Here is a 15,565-nt window from a genome sequence, read left to right as displayed (position 1 = left end):
TATGAATAAAACTTTAATATTAAAGGAATGAAATGAATGAAATTAAAAAATTTAGTATTAAATTTATCAAAAGATGATATATTAAATTTAATAGCTTTACAGGATAAAACAATAATTAAAAAGCTGAACTTGGGAAATACAATTAATGTAAGTGGAATTTATAAGTTAGTTGGATTAAATATTGACTTTGATACATCAATGACAATATCTAGTTTTAAGAATAATATAATTTATATTGATATTAATAACTTTCAAATTTCCGGGAAAAGTTCTTCTAATCCATTAGTTAAGGGATCTATAGCGCTTTTGACTAAGTCTATAAATGATATAGAGGGAATGAATTTAAAGGATAAGGTGTTAACAATAGATATTGAAAAAATGGTGAAAGCTTATTGTACTGACACATATGGAATTAAATTAGATAAGTTAGATATTAGCACGTTAAAGACTAGTAATGGATGCTTTGAATTTGGAATTAATGTATTAGATATAAATTTAGGAAACTTAAAAAATCTTAATAACTAAAAAGATAAAATTTTAAAGGCTATATTACTTTATTTTAAAAATATTTAGTTAGGTAAAATAAAGTAATATAGCCTTTTACTATTATAAACTAGCAATGATAAAATCTCTATACTAGTATTAAAATATGCTATTATTATGAGTATTAGTATTTAATTAGGAGGTAAGGGTATGGATAAGTATATTTTAGCTTTAGATCAAGGTACTACAAGTTCAAGGGCTATAATATTTGATAAGGAACAAAATATATATGGAATAGAACAAAAAGAATTTAAACAAATATATCCTAAAGAGGGATGGGTTGAACATGATCCTATGGAGATATGGGCATCTCAATATGGTGTACTACAAGAAGTTTTAGCAAAAACTAATATTGAACCAGAGCAGATAGCTGCAATAGGTATAACTAATCAAAGAGAAACTACAATAGTATGGGACAAACAAACTGGTGAGCCTATATATAATGCTATAGTTTGGCAATGTAGAAGAACTGCAGATATTTGTGAAAAATTAAAGAGTGATGGATTTGACAAGTATATTAAAGAAAATACAGGATTATTAATAGATGCATATTTTTCAGCAACAAAGGTTAAATGGATATTAGATAATGTAGAAGGTGCTAGAAAAAAAGCTGATAAAGGAGATTTGCTTTTTGGAACAGTTGATACATGGTTACTTTGGAAACTTACAAATGGCAGAGTTCATGTAACCGATTATACTAATGCTTCAAGAACTATGCTTTTTAATATTAGAGAGTTGAATTGGGATAAAAAAATATTAGAAAAGCTTAATATTCCAATATCTATGTTACCTGAAGTCAAAAGTTCTTCTGAAATATATGGATATGTTAATTTAGGTGGAAAGGATAATATTAAGGTACCGATAGCTGGGATAGCAGGAGATCAGCAAGCAGCTCTTTTTGGTCAAGCAGCTTTTAATAAAGGTGATGCTAAAAATACATATGGAACAGGATGTTTCTTATTAATGAATACTGGGGAAGAGTTAGTTGAAAGTAAAAATGGACTTTTGACTACTATAGCAATAGGATTAAATGGTAAGTTAAATTATGCTTTAGAAGGTTCTGTTTTTATGGGTGGAGCAATAATTCAATGGCTTAGAGATGAGATGGGAATGTTAACTGATGCTCAAGATTCGGAATACTTTGCTAAAAAGGTAAAGAATAATGGGGGAGTTTATGTAGTTCCAGCATTTGTAGGACTTGGTGCACCTTATTGGGATATGTATGCAAGAGGTTCTATATTTGGATTAACTAGAGGTTCAAATAAAAATCATATAATTAGAGCAGCACTAGAATCTATTGCTTATCAAGTCAAAGATTTGATAAATGCTATGGAAGAAGATTCAGGATGTAAAATAAATACTTTAAAAGTTGATGGAGGAGCTAGTAAGAATAAGTTACTGATGCAATTTCAGTCAGATATAACTAATATCGAAGTATGTAAACCTATAATGACAGAAACTACAGCACTTGGTGCAGCATATCTAGCTGGATTAGCTGTGGGGTATTTTAATAACCTTGAGGAAATAGCGGAAAGTTGCTATGCTGGTGAAAAGTATGAGCCTAATATGAATTTTGAAGAGAGAGAAAATTTATACAATGGATGGAAAAAGGCTGTTAGTAGAGCACAACATTGGGAAGAGTAAATACTCACATATGGATAAATAATTATCGGATATAAAAGTAAGGAGAAAATTTAATGCCAAAGTTAATGAAAATACAAAATCCTAAATTTATCGAGGATGTTGAAAATCTTATAAATATAAGAGATGAATTTATATATAGTGAAAAAATACAAAATAAACTTATAGAAAATATTGATATAGAAAGTAAGAATGATATAGGTGTTACTATAGATTCATGCGTATTTAATAATATATCTTTTATAGATTGTAGTTTCGAAAGAGTTGATTTAATAGATACAATATTTAAAAATTGTGATTTATCTAATGTGTCATTTATTGGTGGTAGTATACATAGAACTCAATTTATAAACTGTAAATTAATAGGAGCAAGATTTGATGAGTGCAATTTGAAAAATGTTTTATTTGAAAATATATTAGGAAAATACTCTAATTTTTCTTTTAGCAAAATAAACAATGTAAACTTTGTAGAATGTAATATGATTGAAGCTGTATTACAAGATGCTAAATTAGAAAAAACAGTATTTGAAAATTGTGATTTAACTAATGGATCTTTTAATAAAACATTTTTAGGAAAAATAGATTTGACTACTTGTGATATTACGGGTATTGATGTGGATATTCCTAATATATATGGAACTACAGTAACAACAATGCAAGCTTTGGATTTAAGTAGATTATTAGGATTAAATATAAAATAAAGCATTAAAACTATCTATGATTTTTTCATAGATAGTTTTTTTATAATAATATTTTAGTTTAATGGGAAAAATACTATAGATATTGATATGAATTGGATGTGATATATATGAAGTTTTTAAAATATATGTTGATTTTTATTCCAATCAGCATAGTAGGAAAATTTATGAACTTCTCTCCTGCAGTTATGTTTATTTTAGCGGCTTTGTCAATTATCCCTCTTGCAGGATTAATGGGAGAAGGGACAGAAGAAATATCTTTTTATTCAGGTCCTAAAATTGGAGGTTTTTTAAATGCAACTTTCGGTAATGCAACAGAATTGATAATATCCTTTTTTGCATTAAAGCAAGGTTTATTTGAAGTTGTTAAATCGTCAATAGCTGGATCAATAATAGGAAATATTCTATTAGTTTTAGGGGCAAGTATGCTTGCAGGTGGATTGAAGCATAAAACACAAGAATTTAATAAGAATATAGTTGAAACCACATCAAGTATGTTATTGTTTGCAGTTATAGGCTTATCTATTCCTGCAGTGTTTACTCATACTTTTCCAAGTGATTTGTTAAATACTAGATATGAGGGTCTAAGCATAGCAGTAGCAGTTATAATGTTTATATTATACATATTAAGCTTAGTATTTTCATTTTTTACTCATAAGGAGTTATATGCAGTTAATTATGAAGAAGATGGAAAAGCAAAGTGGTCATTAAAAAAAGCTATAATTATACTAATAGCAGCTACTATTTTTATTGCAATAGAAAGTGAATTTTTGGTTGATGGAGTAGAAGGAATAACAAGTAATTTAGGATTAAGTGAAGCTTTTGTTGGTATTATATTAATTCCTATAATAGGAAATGCAGCAGAACACACTACGGCAATTACTATGGCAATGAAAAATAAAATGGATGTTGCAATTGAAATTGCAATAGGATCAAGTTTACAAATAATATTATTTGTAGCTCCAATTCTTTTATTTTTAAGCTTAATGTTTACTCCAATGAGCATAATATTTAATCAATTTGAGCTTATAGCTCTTATAGTTTCAGTTTTAATAGCTAATAAAGTAGCTAGTGATGGACAGTCAAATTGGTTAGAAGGAGCTCAATTAGTTGCAGTATATTTAATAATTGCAGTGGGATTTTTTATAGTATAAAGGTTATATTACATAATAATACTAATTAGTACTGCAATTACATAGCATTATATATCTATAGATGAGTAAAATAACTTTGTAATGTGAAATAATCATTATAATGTATTTTCTTATAGGAGGAATAATACTATGAGTGAAAAGCATAACTGTTGCTGTTCAAGCCAACAAGAAAAAGAAAAGAAAGCTAATAATTGTGGATGTGAGCATAGAAAAGGTAAAAAAGCTCAAAATATAAAAGAAAATTATTAGAATAATAAATGGCTAGTGTATATTATATACTAGCCATTTATTATTATGATAATTAAAAAAACAATAAAAAATTCAATTTTAAATATACAATTAATAAGGAAAAAATGATATTATATAAATTAAAATGATATTATATTATACATAAACAAGGTGGATGTAAATGGAAGAGTTAAAAAAAGCATTAGATGAAATATTTAAGGATGACATAATAAAGATTGTTATAAGTAATAAGCTTAATAAGGAAGTTAAATACAATAAGATAGCAGTTAATTTAAAGGAAACAAACAAAGGGAGTTTTTATCAAATAGAGAAATTTACAGATAAGCAAGTTTTTCATGAAAATGTAAATATAGAAATTATTAAAGAAAGAGTATATGAATGTTTAAATGGATCATATAAGCAACTTTCAGCATGGTCAGATAATTGTACATATGATATGAAAATATCAAAAAAGGGAAAAGTATTTTTAGGAAAAAAGAAAAGTGATAATTCTAAAGTTGCTAAAAAAGGACATAATAAAGAAAAAAATTATATCTTAAAAGAAGGTATGATTATTGAACCACTTATAGATTTGGGTGTATTTACTAAAGAAGGTAAGGTTATTAATTCTAAATATGATAAATATAAGCAGATAAATAGATTTATTGAAATAATCGATGATGAAATTAAAAAAAATGATTATAAAGAGTTAACTATATTAGATTTTGGATGTGGTAAATCATATTTAACATTTGTTTTATATTACTATTTTGTAAAAATAAAAAATATAAATGTGAAGATGATTGGCTTAGATTTAAAGGAAGATGTAATTAAAAAATGTAATGAAATAGCACAAAGATATAAATATGATAATCTTCACTTTGAATTAGGTGATATTAATGGATTTAAGTATAATAATAAGGTTGATATGGTAATAACATTACATGCTTGTGATACAGCAACAGATTATGCATTATATAATGCTGTTAAATGGAATAGTAAAATGATTTTCTCAGTACCATGTTGTCAACATGAATTTAATGCTCAAATGAAAGCATATGAATTATCAATATTAACTAAATATGGTATAGTTCAAGAAAGAATAGCTGCTTTAATGACTGATAGTGTAAGAGCAAACTTATTAGAATGTGCAGGATATAAGACTCAATTATTGGAGTTTATAGATATTTCACATTCTCCAAAAAATATTCTAATTAGAGCTTCGAAATCAAATGTTTCAAAGGAAAAAAGGGAAAAGTCTCTTAAAGAAGTTAATAATTTAATTGAAACATTTAATTTTAATCCAACATTATTTAAGTTATTAAAAAATGATAATTTAATTTAACAAATAAAGGCAGTAAAGATATAAGTTTATATCTTCGCTTTGAATGTTCTACATTCTTTTATAAAACTAATACTGTAAATGATGTAGAAAGTGATTTTCAAAATACATTATCTTCATGTAAATTGGTAACTATAGAGGATTATAATAAATTAAATATTTTTTATAAAATTGGTGGAGGTCTGTTAAAATTAATTGCTCCATTGATGTAACAAATTAATTTGAAATAATAATGAAAGAGTAAAGCTACTTCATTATTATTTTTTTTTTTATTTGTCTTAAAACATAAAATAATTACATAATAATAGAGTGTATAAGCATTTTAAGAAATACTATTAGGGGGAATGGTTATTTTGGGTAAAAATAAAAAAAGTAGTATAAGCTTTATTATGATTACTACTATTTTTTCTTTATTAATAATATATTTTCTAATTTCAATTTATTTTAATAAGCATTTTTTTATAGGTACATATATAAATGGTGTAAATGTATCTTTTAAAACAGTAGAAGAGGCTGATACTGAATTACTAAATGAATCCTATAATTATGTTTTGGAAATTAGGGAGAGAAATGATGTAGTAGAATATATTGAAGGCGATAAAATTAATTTTAAATATAAAGGGAGTAATAAAATAGGTGAGTTAAAGAAAAAACAAAATGGATTTTTATGGCCTAAGTTTTTATTTACCCAAAATATATATAATATAAATAATGTTTATACATATGAAAAAAGTTTACTTGATGAGGAATTTAATAAATTATTATGTTTTGCTAAAGAGAATATTATTGAACCTTTAGATGCCTGTTTTCATTATAATGGTACAGAATATGAGATAATTAACGAAGTATATGGAAATAAAGTTAATAAAGATTACTTACATGCTTATATATTAAACTCTGTTTTAATAGGAAGAGAAACTATTGATTTAGAAGAAATAAATGCTTATGAAAATCCAGATTTTACATCAACAAGTGAAAAAGTTATAGAAGCTCAAAAACAATTAAATACATTTGTATCTACTAGAGTGTATTATAATTTTGATGATGAAATAGAAATTTTAGATGGAAGTATTATTAATGAGTGGTTAGAAGTAGATCAGTTTATGAATGTTGTATTTAATGAAAAGAAGATTAAAGAATATTTAAATGACTTAAGTGTCAAATATGATACATATGGAAAGACACGTAGTTTTAAAACTACTACTGGAAAAACTGTAGAGGTAGTAGGTGGAAATTATGGTTGGAAAATTGATAAAAGTAAAGAGTTTGATGAATTAATTAATAATATAAAAAATGGTGAAACTATAAAAAAGGAACCACTATATATACAAAAAGCATGGGGAACTAGAGAAAATGATATTGGTAACACTTATGTAGAGATAAATTTGACTAATCAATATTTATGGTTTTATAAAAATGGAGAACTAATTGTACAGGGAGATGTTGTAACAGGAAATGTAAGTAGGGGAAATGCAACACCACAAGGTACTTATATATTAAATTATAAACAGAAGGATGCAACATTAAAAGGTGCTGGATATAGTTCAAATGTTAAGTATTGGATGCCATTTAACTGTAATATTGGTATACATGATGCAAGTTGGAGAGGATCTTTTGGAGGAGCTATTTATAAGAGTGATGGAAGTCATGGATGTGTAAATGCACCTGAATATTTGGCTAAAAAAATATATGAAAATATAGAACCAGGAACGCCTATTGTTTGTTACAAGGAAGAATAGGAAATTTAATAAGTAGGAATATTACAAAATAGGATTTCAGAAGTGATTTCACTAATTTCAATTGAATATAATGATAATAAAAAATTAGAATATGAAAAACAGTATTATGAACTTCTAAAGAAAATAAGATTACTATAATTAAAAATTTAAAATATCAAGAGCAACATGTTAATTAAATATGTTGCTCTTGTTGCAATTTACAACTAATAATTAAATATGGTAACAATTAAATATAATTACATTATTTTCATTATATGGTATAATAAGCGAAGGAGGTTCGTGTAAATATATATTGAAATATAAAATTATAAGGAGATATATTATGGAGATTTGGGATTTATATACGAAAGATAGAATTAAAACTGATGAAAAAATGGTGAAAGGTGAAGAAAGTACTAAAGGTTTTTATAGGCTAGTAGTTCATGTATGTATTTTCAATTCTCAAGGAGAAATGCTAATTCAACAAAGACAACCTTTCAAAAGTAGTTGGCCAAATATGTGGGATCTTACTGTTGGGGGTAGTGCTATTTCAGGAGATACAAGTCAGTTAGCGGCAGAGCGTGAAGTTTATGAAGAAATTGGATACAAGTTATCGCTAGATGGAATAAGACTAGCTCTTACAATAAACTTCCAAGAGGGATTTGATGATATTTACTTAATTCAAAAAGATATAGAAATATCAAATTTATGCTTGCAATATCAGGAAGTTAAAGCTGTTAAATGGGCTTCAAAGGAAGAAATATTAAGGATGATCAATGAAGAAACCTTTATACCTTATCATAAAAGCTTAATAGAATTGTTATTCGTTATTAAAGATAAAAAAGATGCACATACATAACAACTTGATGGATTATATCATTATTTACTATGATATAATCCATCAAATTATTTCTGTAATATTTTATTAGTATACATAATAAAATATATTATATTAAATTATAAAATTAGAATCTCATTAAAGGGGTGGAGATTTATGGGGAATAAGACAGAGACTATAATTTTAAGATTATCAAGAAATGATGAAAGAAAGATTAGAGATAAAGCTATAGAAGATAATAAAAGTATAACTGAATATATAAAACAGATATGTATATATAAGCCTTGGATTGAAAACTATGAGGAATAAGAAATATGGATTTTATAAGTGTTAGTATATTACATAAGTTATTTATTGTTTTTTATAGTTCTATAATAATTTATGGATTTTATTCTGATCTTAAAGAAAAAAATAAAATTGAAAAAAGAATAAAAGAAAAAATATATGATCAATATAAAACTGAAATATTATTAGAGATAGATGAAGATGAAAAATATATGTTAAGTAATTTAGCTTATGATTATGGATATAATTCAATAGAAGATTTTATGATTACAATATTAAATGAAGAAATAAATGAGGAATGAATTATTTAATAATAATTATTATCTATTGATAGTATTCCGATATTGTAGTATATTTAGATTACGGAAACACGCTACTAATATGTATTTGTGGATGTAAATTTACTAAATTAAAGATTTAAAATTTCATTTAGTGTAAATATATAATATTGGAGGTTTACAAATGTTAAACATAGGATGTCACCTATCTACTACAAAAGGATTTAAGAATATGGGAAAGGAAGCTTTATCTATTGGAGCTAATACTTTTCAATTTTTTACTCGTAATCCTAGAGGTGGAAAAGCTAAAGATATAGATGAAAAAGATATTAATGGACTTTTAGAAATAATGAAAGAAAATAATTTTGCAAAAATATTGGCGCATGCTCCATATACTTTAAATGGATGTTCTGCAGATGAAAATACAAGAAAGTTTGCTACTGAAATGATGGCAGATGACTTAGTTAGAATGGAGTACCTACCTAATAACTTATATAATTTTCATCCAGGTAGCCACGTTAAACAAGGCGTTGATGTTGGGATAGATTATATTGTAGAAATGTTAAATACAGTATTAAAACCTGAACAAACAACTACTGTTTTACTTGAAACAATGGCTGGAAAAGGTACAGAAATAGGAAGAAGTTTTGAAGAAATAGCACAAATTATTGAAAGAGTAGAGTTAAAGGATCATTTAGGTGTATGTTTAGATACATGCCATGTATATGATGCTGGATATGATATAGTAAATGATTTAGATAATGTTTTAGAAGAGTTTGATAGAATAATAGGATTAGATAGATTAAAGGCTATACATTTAAATGATAGTAAAAATCCTTTTAAGAGTCATAAAGATAGACATGAAAAAATTGGTGAAGGAACTTTAGGACTTGAAGGAATAAGCAGAATAATTAATCATCCAAAGCTTAAACATTTACCATTTTTCTTAGAAACTCCTAATGAATTAGATGGATATAAAAAGGAAATAGAGTTATTAAAAGAGCAATATAAATAAAATAAGATAAGTGAAAGTATTTTTTTAGGTACCAAATTAGGTAAATAAGAAATACTTTCATTTTTTTTATAAAAAATAGATAAGCATAATATAAAACAATAAAAAAGACTAAAATAATGTTATAAATATTATTTTAGTCTTTTAATAATATACATATAATAAAGGTTAAAATATTAGGGGTGATTTTTATGAGTGAAAATAATGGAAAAGAAACTAAAGCTATTGAGGTATTATTTCAAAAATTAATAAATGATACTTATAAACAAAAAGAGTATAGAGATATTTATGTAATTGATATACTACCTAGAAAAGTATCTAATATAGAAAAATATAGTGACTTTAAAAATATTATCTTAAAAAACAATAGTTATAACGTTTTAAATAAGTTTGTTTTGGCAATGAGTAAATTATATCTTTATGATAGTCATATTTTTAAATTAGTGCATGAAGTTGGAGATAGTTTATCTTTTGAACCATATAATAATGATTTAAATAGATTTATAGATGATGTTATTTATAATTTATCTGTACCTGAAAAAAGAATGGATATTATATTTAATGAATTAAAAATTGGGCTAGAAGTAAACTCATGGTGTATAAAGATTATGGACTTTGGTTGTATAGATTTAAGATTTGTTATGGATATGTTTAAGTCAGAAGGTCTTTTTATAAGAAGACCAATTTTATAAACTATAAAAATATTATTATACATTATTTACCAAACATCTTAATTATATTATAATTGAAGTAACGTATATTGATATTGTTTACAGTGATTGTGAGGATAAAATATAGAGGCGAGAGGTGAGTTAATGTCTTATAAAATTTTAGGTAATGATGTTAATAGGGTTGATGCTGTTGCAAAGGTAACAGGAAAAGCTAAATATACAGATGATTTTATAGAAAGAGATATGCTTGTAGGTAAAGTTCTTAGAAGTCCTTATGCACATGCTTATATTAAAAATATAGATATACAGGAAGCATCAAATTTAGAAGGTGTATATGCGGTAATTACACCTAAGGATTTACCAAAGATAAAATTTGCAACAGCAGGACATCCCTATTCATTAGATCCTAGTCATAGGGATGTAGAGGATAGATTAATATTGACTGATAAAGCAAGACTAGTTGGGGATGCAATTGCAGCGGTAGTAGCTAAAGATGAAATAATAGCTGAAAAAGCATTAAAGTTAATAAAAGTCGATTATGAAATTTTACCTTCTGTATTTGATGCAGAAGAAGCGATTAAAGATGATTCTCCTAAAATTCATGAAGATAGAAAAAATAATATAATTGCCTCTTCTGTTATAGATATAGGAGATATTGAAAGTGAATTAAAAAATGCAGATTTTATATTTGAAGATGAATATGAAACTAGTATAGTTCAACATTGTCAGTTAGAAAATCAAACAGCATATGCTTATGTTGATAGTGATAATAGAATAGTTATAGTTACATCAACTCAAATACCTCATATAGTTAGAAGAATAGTAGGGCAAGCATTAAATATACCATGGGGGCGTATTAGAGTTATTAAGCCATATATTGGCGGTGGTTTTGGAAATAAACAAGATGTGATAATAGAACCATTAACAGCAGCCATGACATTAGCGGTTAATGGAAGACCAGTTAGATTTTCATTAAGCAGAGAAGAAGTCTTTATTGATACAAGAACTAGACATGCTATGAAGTTTAATATTAAAAGTGCAGTTTCAAGAGAAGGTAAATTATTAGGAATTTATATGAAAAATATGGTCAATAATGGTGCCTATGCTTCTCATGGACATTCCATTGCTATGAGTGCAGCAAGTAAGTTTAGACCACTATATGATTTTAAATCTATAAGGGTTGAACCAAAAACTGTGTATACAAATTTACCAACTTCAGGTGCTATGAGAGGTTATGGAATACCACAAGTCTGTTTTGCTTTAGAATCCCATATTGATGATATAGCAAGAAAGTTAAATATTGATCCAATAAAATTTAGAAAAGATAATTTTATATCACTTGGCCATATTGATCCTTTAAATGAAATCAAAGTAAGATCTTTTGAATTAGATAAATGTATTGAAAAAGGAAAAGAATTAATAAGATGGGATGAAAAAAAGAAAATATATAAAGAACAATCATCAAATAAAAGAATAGGTCTAGGAATGGCTTGTTTTAGTTATTTCTCAGGTACTCACCCTGTATCTTTAGAATTGGCTGGTGCAAGAATTGTAATGAATCAAGATGGTTCTGTTCAATTGCAAGTAGGTGCAACAGAAATAGGACAAGGTAGTGATACTGTATTTTCTCAAATGGTAGCAGAAGTTTTAGGAATAAGTATAGAGGATGTTCATATTATTACAACTCAAGATACTGATATTACTCCATTTGATACAGGTGCATATGCTTCAAGACAGAGCTTTGTTACAGGAGCAGCAGTTAAAAAAGCAGCACAAGAAGTAAAGGAAAAGGTTCTTTCTATTGCAAGTAAAAAATATGGTTTAAATATTGAGGAATTAGATATTGAAGATGGAAATATAATTGAGAAAAAATTAGGAGATGTACTATGTCCATTAGGAGATATAGCATTATATTCTTATTATGATAGGATAAATGCAAAACCAATAACAAGTGATACTTCAGAAAATGTAAGGATTAATGCAGTTGCATATGGGGTAACTTTTGCAGAGGTTGAAGTTGATATTGAAACAGGGAAAATTGAGGTTTTAGAAATATACAATATCCATGACTCAGGAAAAATATTAAATCATAAGCTTGCAGAAGGACAAGTTCATGGAGGAGTAAGTATGGGACTTGGTTATGCATTATCAGAGCAATTGTTATTTGATAAGAAATCAGGCAAACCATTAAATAATAATTTATTAGATTATAAGCTTCAAACAATATTAGATACTCCTACTATTGGTGTAGATTTTGTAGAAGAGGCAGACCCAGCAGGTAGCTTTGGACAGAAATCTTTAGGAGAAAATCCTACTATTTCTCCTGCTCCAGCAATAAGAAATGCGGTATTAGATGCAACTGGAGTAGCATTTAATAAAATACCTATGAATCCACAAAGTGTTTTTGAAAAATTCAAAGAAGTTGGATTAATTTAAGGGGGATGTCTATATGTTTGATATAAAGGAAATAAAGGAGCCAAAATCTTTAGATGAAGCACTAAAAGTATTAGATAGTAATACTAAATTAAAGATAATAAGTGGAGGTACTGATGTATTAATAAAATTACATCATGGTAAATTTAATGATGCAGAACTTTTAAGTATAAAGAATTTAGATACATTAAGAGATATTAAGGTTTTAGAGGATAATACAATTTCAATAGGAGCAAATGTAACATTTTCTGATATTTTTAGAAGTGAAGTAATTAATAATAATATTCCTATATTAAGTGAAGCGGCTGTATCAATGGGAGGTCCTCAGATAAGAAATATGGCAACCATAGGGGGAAATATATGTAATGGAGCAGTATCAGCAGATAGTGCACCAGCTTTATTTTCACTTAATGCAGAACTTAAGCTTAAGAGTTTGAATAATGAACGTATAGTTAAAATTACAGAATTTTATGATGGACCAGGTAAAGTTAAAATTCAAAGAAATGAAATATTAACTGAAATTTTAATAAAGGAAGAAAATTATAAAAATAAGAGGGGTAGATATATTAAGTTTGCTAATAGAAAAGCACTTGATATATCAATGTTAGGAGTAGCTCTTTTATATGAGATAGAAGATAATAGCTTTAAAGATTTAAGAATTTCTTTAGGAGTAGCATCTCCAACACCTATACGCTGTAAAAATGCTGAAAATTTTGCTATAGGGAAAGGTGTAACTAATGAAGTTATTAATAAAGTTGCTGAATTAGCAAAAATGGATTCTAATCCTAGAAATTCATGGAGAGGTTCTAGGGATTATAGATTACATCTGATAAGTACTTTAATCAAAAGAATATTAAATGATGATTTGATAAAAAGTGAGGTAAAGTAAGATGAATGATCCTATTATGAAAAAGATTAATATTATAGTAAATGATACTGAATATAACATAGAAGTTGATATTAGAGAGTCTCTTCTAGATGTATTGAGAAATAGACTTTTTTTAACTGGAGTAAAAAGAGGATGCTCCGTAGGGGAATGTGGAGCTTGCACAGTCCTTATAGATGGTGTGCCAGTAGATTCATGTATTTATCTTGCTATATGGGCAGATAAAAAGAGGATATTAACTATTGAAGGTGTAGCTAAAGATGGGAAATTAAGTAACGTTCAACAAGCTTATATAGATGAAGGTGCTATTCAATGTGGATTTTGTACACCTGGACTCGTTTTAACAACAACAGCATTAGTTAATAGTGGAAAAGAGTATACAGATGAAGAGATTAAAAGAGAGTTATCAGGTCATTTATGTAGATGTACAGGATATCAAAAAATATTTAAGGCAACTAAAAAATCTTTGCAGAAAAGATAATTAAATATTGACTAAGGGGAGATTTAAAGTGAAAAACGTTTATGGAATAAAAGGAAATATAATATATACAAAAATATTTGGAAAATATGAGGTTGTAAGTAATGGAATAATAGTAGTAGAAAATGAAAAAGTTAAAGGCGTTTATAATGACTTACCATTAAAGTATAAGAATATTGGTATAAAGGACTATGGAGATAAATTAATTATTCCTGGATTTATTGATTTACATTTACATGCTCCACAATTCCCTAATATGGGATTAGGCTTAGATAAGGAATTAATGCCATGGCTAAATAAATATACATTTCCTGAAGAAGCAAAGTATGAAAACTTACAATATGCTGAGGATGTATATAAAAAGTTAATAAAAAAGATATGGAGTGTTGGTACAACTAGATGTTGTATATTTAATACAATTCATAAAGAAAGTACAAAGTTACTTTTAGATTTATTTAATAAATCTGGATTAGGAGCATATATTGGAAAAGTTAATATGGACAGAGAATCTCCAGATATATTAATAGAGGATACTAATAAATCAATTTCAGAAACTATAGAGTTAATAAAAGAGTATAAAGATAAGTATAAATTAGTAAAACCAATAATAACTCCACGATTTGTTCCAACCTGTAGTTTTGAATTACTAAAAAGTTTAGGAGAAATAGCAGGTAAATATGATATACCAGTACAATCTCACCTTTGTGAAAATTCAGGTGAAATAGAATTAGTCAAAAAGCTACATCCTGAATGCAGAAATTATACTGAAGTGTATGATAAAGCAAATTTATTAAAAGAAAATAAGACTATAATGGCTCACTGTGTATTAGTAAATGAAGAGGAAATAGATTTATTAAGAGATAAAAAGGTATTTATAGCTCATTGTCCAACATCTAATTTAAATTTATCTAGTGGAATAGCTCCAATTAGAAGATTAATTGAAAGAAAAGTTAATGTTGGATTAGCTTCAGATATATCGGGTGGACATACTTTATCAATACCAGAAGTTATAACCTCTTCAGCTCAAGTATCAAATTTAAAATGGCTTAATAGTAATAAGGTTGAAGAAAAACTTACAACAGCAGAATTATTTTATTTAGCAACTAAGGGTGGAGGAAAATTCTTTGGTAAAGTTGGTAGCTTTGAAGAGGATTATGAGTTTGATGCTTTAGTTATAGATGATAGTGATTTACTTATTGAAAATAATCTTTCTATAGAAGAAAGATTACAAAAATTTTTATATATAGGAAATTCTAATAACATTATTTCAAGATATGTTTCTGGAAATCTTATTAATGAACCTATTTTATAGAGTTATAAAGCCTTAAATAATGATATTTTATTTGTCAATGGATTATAT

The 15,565-nt window shown here is 26.6% G+C and carries 15 protein-coding genes; all 15 read left to right on the top strand.

All coding sequences use genetic code 11. From position 1 onward, the window contains the following. Nucleotides 1-36 precede the first annotated feature (36 nt). The 15 genes from EJJ37_RS15200 (at nucleotide 37) to guaD (ending at nucleotide 15,517) form a co-directional block, all read left to right on the top strand. Nucleotides 37-525 (top strand): hypothetical protein, encoded by a 489-nt coding sequence (locus EJJ37_RS15200; protein WP_133016377.1) that lies wholly within the window; start codon nucleotides 37-39, stop codon nucleotides 523-525. Between the two features lie 168 nt (nucleotides 526-693). Further along, entirely contained in the window at nucleotides 694-2,187 is a 1,494-nt protein-coding gene (gene glpK / locus EJJ37_RS15195; RefSeq protein ID WP_133016376.1) for a glycerol kinase GlpK, read from the top strand. A 53-nt stretch (nucleotides 2,188-2,240) separates the two neighbouring features. After that, a complete protein-coding gene (locus EJJ37_RS15190) occupies nucleotides 2,241-2,885 on the top strand; it encodes a pentapeptide repeat-containing protein (protein ID WP_133016375.1) in 645 nt (214 codons plus the stop codon). Nucleotides 2,886-2,992: 107 nt separating this feature from the next. Then, nucleotides 2,993-4,036 carry a calcium/proton exchanger gene (cax, locus tag EJJ37_RS15185; RefSeq protein ID WP_133016374.1) on the top strand — a complete coding sequence of 348 codons (1,044 nt, stop codon included), beginning with the start codon at nucleotides 2,993-2,995 and terminating at the stop codon, nucleotides 4,034-4,036. A 409-nt stretch (nucleotides 4,037-4,445) separates the two neighbouring features. Then, entirely contained in the window at nucleotides 4,446-5,609 is a 1,164-nt protein-coding gene (locus EJJ37_RS15180) for a class I SAM-dependent methyltransferase (protein ID WP_133016373.1), read from the top strand. Between the two features lie 350 nt (nucleotides 5,610-5,959). Beyond that, nucleotides 5,960-7,345 carry a L,D-transpeptidase family protein gene (locus tag EJJ37_RS15175; protein ID WP_243124903.1) on the top strand — a complete coding sequence of 462 codons (1,386 nt, stop codon included), beginning with the start codon at nucleotides 5,960-5,962 and terminating at the stop codon, nucleotides 7,343-7,345. Between the two features lie 322 nt (nucleotides 7,346-7,667). After that, on the top strand, nucleotides 7,668-8,183 hold the full coding sequence (locus EJJ37_RS15170) for an NUDIX hydrolase (RefSeq protein WP_133016371.1): 516 nt from the start codon (nucleotides 7,668-7,670) through the stop codon (nucleotides 8,181-8,183). 135 nt (nucleotides 8,184-8,318) lie between these two features. Beyond that, the gene (locus EJJ37_RS20335; protein WP_166484785.1) at nucleotides 8,319-8,471 is read left to right on the top strand and encodes a hypothetical protein; all 153 of its coding nucleotides are present in this window, start codon (nucleotides 8,319-8,321) and stop codon (nucleotides 8,469-8,471) included. 5 nt (nucleotides 8,472-8,476) lie between these two features. After that, a complete protein-coding gene (locus tag EJJ37_RS15165) occupies nucleotides 8,477-8,749 on the top strand; it encodes a hypothetical protein (RefSeq protein ID WP_133016370.1) in 273 nt (90 codons plus the stop codon). A 160-nt stretch (nucleotides 8,750-8,909) separates the two neighbouring features. After that, nucleotides 8,910-9,740, top strand: coding sequence for a deoxyribonuclease IV (locus tag EJJ37_RS15160; RefSeq protein WP_133016369.1), 831 nt, complete (start codon nucleotides 8,910-8,912; stop codon nucleotides 9,738-9,740). Between the two features lie 188 nt (nucleotides 9,741-9,928). Then, nucleotides 9,929-10,429 (top strand): hypothetical protein, encoded by a 501-nt coding sequence (locus tag EJJ37_RS15155; protein ID WP_133016368.1) that lies wholly within the window; start codon nucleotides 9,929-9,931, stop codon nucleotides 10,427-10,429. 123 nt (nucleotides 10,430-10,552) lie between these two features. Then, nucleotides 10,553-12,844 (top strand): xanthine dehydrogenase molybdenum-binding subunit XdhA, encoded by a 2,292-nt coding sequence (gene xdhA, locus EJJ37_RS15150; protein ID WP_133016367.1) that lies wholly within the window; start codon nucleotides 10,553-10,555, stop codon nucleotides 12,842-12,844. Between the two features lie 13 nt (nucleotides 12,845-12,857). Then, complete coding sequence (gene xdhB, locus EJJ37_RS15145) at nucleotides 12,858-13,730, top strand: xanthine dehydrogenase subunit XdhB (RefSeq protein ID WP_133016366.1); 873 nt, start codon at nucleotides 12,858-12,860, stop codon at nucleotides 13,728-13,730. 1 nt (nucleotide 13,731) lies between these two features. Beyond that, nucleotides 13,732-14,208, top strand: coding sequence for a xanthine dehydrogenase subunit XdhC (gene xdhC / locus EJJ37_RS15140; RefSeq protein ID WP_133016365.1), 477 nt, complete (start codon nucleotides 13,732-13,734; stop codon nucleotides 14,206-14,208). Nucleotides 14,209-14,236: 28 nt separating this feature from the next. After that, nucleotides 14,237-15,517, top strand: a complete 1,281-nt coding sequence (guaD, locus tag EJJ37_RS15135; protein ID WP_133016364.1) for a guanine deaminase — start codon at nucleotides 14,237-14,239, stop codon at nucleotides 15,515-15,517. Nucleotides 15,518-15,565: the final 48 nt, after the last annotated feature.

It is taken from the genome of Clostridium cuniculi, assembly GCF_004353185.1.
GTDB classification, from domain to species: Bacteria; Bacillota; Clostridia; order Clostridiales; family Clostridiaceae; genus Clostridium; species Clostridium cuniculi.
This window is presented reverse-complemented; position numbering and strand designations above follow the sequence as displayed.